The organism is Mycobacterium sp. 1423905.2, from assembly GCF_001673155.1.
GTDB lineage: Bacteria > Actinomycetota > Actinomycetes > Mycobacteriales > Mycobacteriaceae > Mycobacterium.
The window spans coordinates 1-2,228 of record NZ_LZLE01000186.1; the positions used below are offsets into that span (position 1 = coordinate 1).

Here is a 2,228-nt window from a genome sequence, read left to right on the forward strand (position 1 = left end):
GCGGCAAATCTGGTGGCTCACAAGGAAGCGGCCATCGCCATCCAGTCGCAAGAGGTCTACGACCGCTACATGAAGTATTTGATCGGCTGCGAGGATTTCTTCCGCAAGGGGATCAGCAATGTCGGCCAGTTCACCCTCGTGAAGTAGGCGGCGAGGGGCTGGGGGTCGTTGCGCTACTTTTCCAAGGTGAATTGGTCGACGTCGGTGTAGCCCTGGCGGAACAGCTTCGCGCAGCCGGTCAGGTACTTCATGTAGCGGTCGTAGACCTCTTGCGACTGGATGGCGATGGCCTGTGCGCGGTTGGCCTCGAGGGCGGCCGCCCACATGTCGAGGGTGCGCGCGTAGTGCAGCTGCAGCGAGTGGATCCGGGTCAGCTCGAAGCCGGCCGTGACGGCGTACTCCCCGACGGTCTGGGGGGTCGGGAGCCAGCCCCCGGGGAAGATCTCGGTGAGGATGAATTGCGAGAAGTGCACGATCTCGTGGGTCAGCCTCATGCCTCGCGCCCTGGCCTCCTTGAAGGACGGGCGAACGATGGTGTGCAACAACATCCGACCGTCTTCGGGCAGAATGTGGTGGGCGCGTTCAAAAAACGCCGGCCACCGGTCGGCCTTGAACGCCTCGAAGGCACCAATGCTGACGATCCGGTCGACCCTGTCGTCGAATTCCTCCCAGCCCTGTAGCCGGACTTCGACGCTACGCTCGGTGGGGATGGCGGCCATTTTGGCCTTACTGTAGGCAAACTGGTTGCGACTCAGCGTGATCCCGATCACGTTGACGTCATACTTCTCGATCGCCCGCTGCAGCGCTCCCCCCCAGCCGCAACCGATGTCGAGCAGCGTCATCCCCGGCTCGAGATTCAATTTGCCCAGCGCCAGGTCGAACTTCGCATTCTGCGCCTCTTCGAGCGTCATGTCCTCGCGTTCGAAATAAGCGCACGTATAGCCCATTGTCGGGTCTAGGAACAGCGCAAAAAACTCGTCCGAAACGTCGTAGATGGATTGCGATTCTTCATAGAACGGAGTCAATGTGGTCATGGGGTTCCCGATTACCCTTTCGCGTATTCAACGCGAGCATACTAACCGGAAAACCCAACAATGTCTTGGCGTCCCGCGTCGAATGTCGGCGCCAAGGCGCCGTGCGGCGGGCGTCAGTAGGTATAGAAACCCCGGCCGGTTTTCTTGCCCAGCCGGCCCGCCTCCACCATGCGCAGCAACAGCGGCGGCGGGGCATACTGCGGTTCCTTGAATTCCTCGAACATCTTGTCCGCGATCAGTTTCAGGGTGTCCAGGCCCACCAGATCGGACAGCCGCAACGGGCCCATCGGGTGCGACAGCCCGGCGACAACCGCCTTGTCGACGTCCTCGGTGGTGGCGAAACCCGCCTCCACCATGCGAATCGCCGACAGAAGATAGGGCACCAGCAGGGCGTTGACGACGAAGCCCGACCGGTCCGAGCAGCGCACCACCTGCTTGCCCAGCACCGCGCTGGCGAATTCCTCGGTGCGCGCGGCGGCGGCCTCGTCGGTGACCAGCGTGCTGACCAACTCGACCAGCGGCAGCACCGGCACGGGGTTGAAGAAGTGCAGGCCCAGCACCCGCTGTGGGTTCTTGGTCGCCGCAGCGATCTTCATGATCGGAATGCTGGACGTGTTGGACGCCAGCACCGCGTCGGGATCGGTGACGACGGCGTCGAGTTCGGCGAACACCTGCGCCTTGATGGCGTCGTCCTCGATGATCGCCTCGATGACCAGCTGGCGGTCGGCGAGGTCCTTCAGATCGGTGGTGAAGGTGAGCTGGCTCAGCGCGCGGTCGCGTTCCCGCTCGGTCACCTTGCCGGCGCTGACGCCGCGCTCCAGCGACTTCACGATGCGGTTGCGTCCGGCCGTGATCAGCGCCTCGGTGGTCTCGAACACCGTCACGTCGACGCCGGCGCGGACCGCGACCTCGGCGATGCCGGATCCCATCTGGCCGGCCCCGACCACCCCTACCCGCTGAATCGCTGCGTCGCTCACTGTCGTCTCTTTCGGTGTCGTATCGTCTTGCACCGCAATAGGCCCCGCCCAGGTTCGCTGGGCGGGGCCAATGCTACTTCACGGTGAGCAAACGGAAACTCGCACGATCTGGATCGCAGCGGTGCAAGTTCCCGCCCGCTCGGCTCCGGAAGGGGTCAGTGACTCAAGCCATCGGTTTCACATCCTCCAAGCGGGCAAGCCCGCTCCTCAACAGTGA

The 2,228-nt window shown here is 63.4% G+C and carries 3 protein-coding genes; 1 reads left to right on the top strand and 2 read right to left on the bottom strand.

The genetic code is table 11. From position 1 onward, the window contains the following. Positions 1–147, top strand: a 147-nt coding sequence (locus A9W95_RS26195) for a class I SAM-dependent methyltransferase (RefSeq protein ID WP_172826603.1), incomplete at its 5' end; no start/stop codon positions are given. A 26-nt stretch (positions 148–173) separates the two neighbouring features. Here A9W95_RS26195 and A9W95_RS11240 read toward each other — a convergent pair. Together A9W95_RS11240 and A9W95_RS11245 are read right to left on the bottom strand one after the other, a co-directional pair. Beyond that, complete coding sequence (locus tag A9W95_RS11240; RefSeq protein WP_067412184.1) at positions 174–1,034, bottom strand: cyclopropane mycolic acid synthase family methyltransferase; 861 nt, start codon at positions 1,032–1,034, stop codon at positions 174–176. A gap of 113 nt (positions 1,035–1,147) precedes the next feature. Next, the gene (locus A9W95_RS11245) at positions 1,148–2,011 is read right to left on the bottom strand and encodes a 3-hydroxybutyryl-CoA dehydrogenase (RefSeq protein ID WP_067412186.1); all 864 of its coding nucleotides are present in this window, start codon (positions 2,009–2,011) and stop codon (positions 1,148–1,150) included. Positions 2,012–2,228 lie beyond the last annotated feature (217 nt).

Coding starts and splice junctions, on each gene's coding strand:
- A9W95_RS11240 (WP_067412184.1), bottom strand. CDS start 1,034: ATGACCACATTGACTCCGTTCTATGAAGAATCGCAATCCATCTACGAC.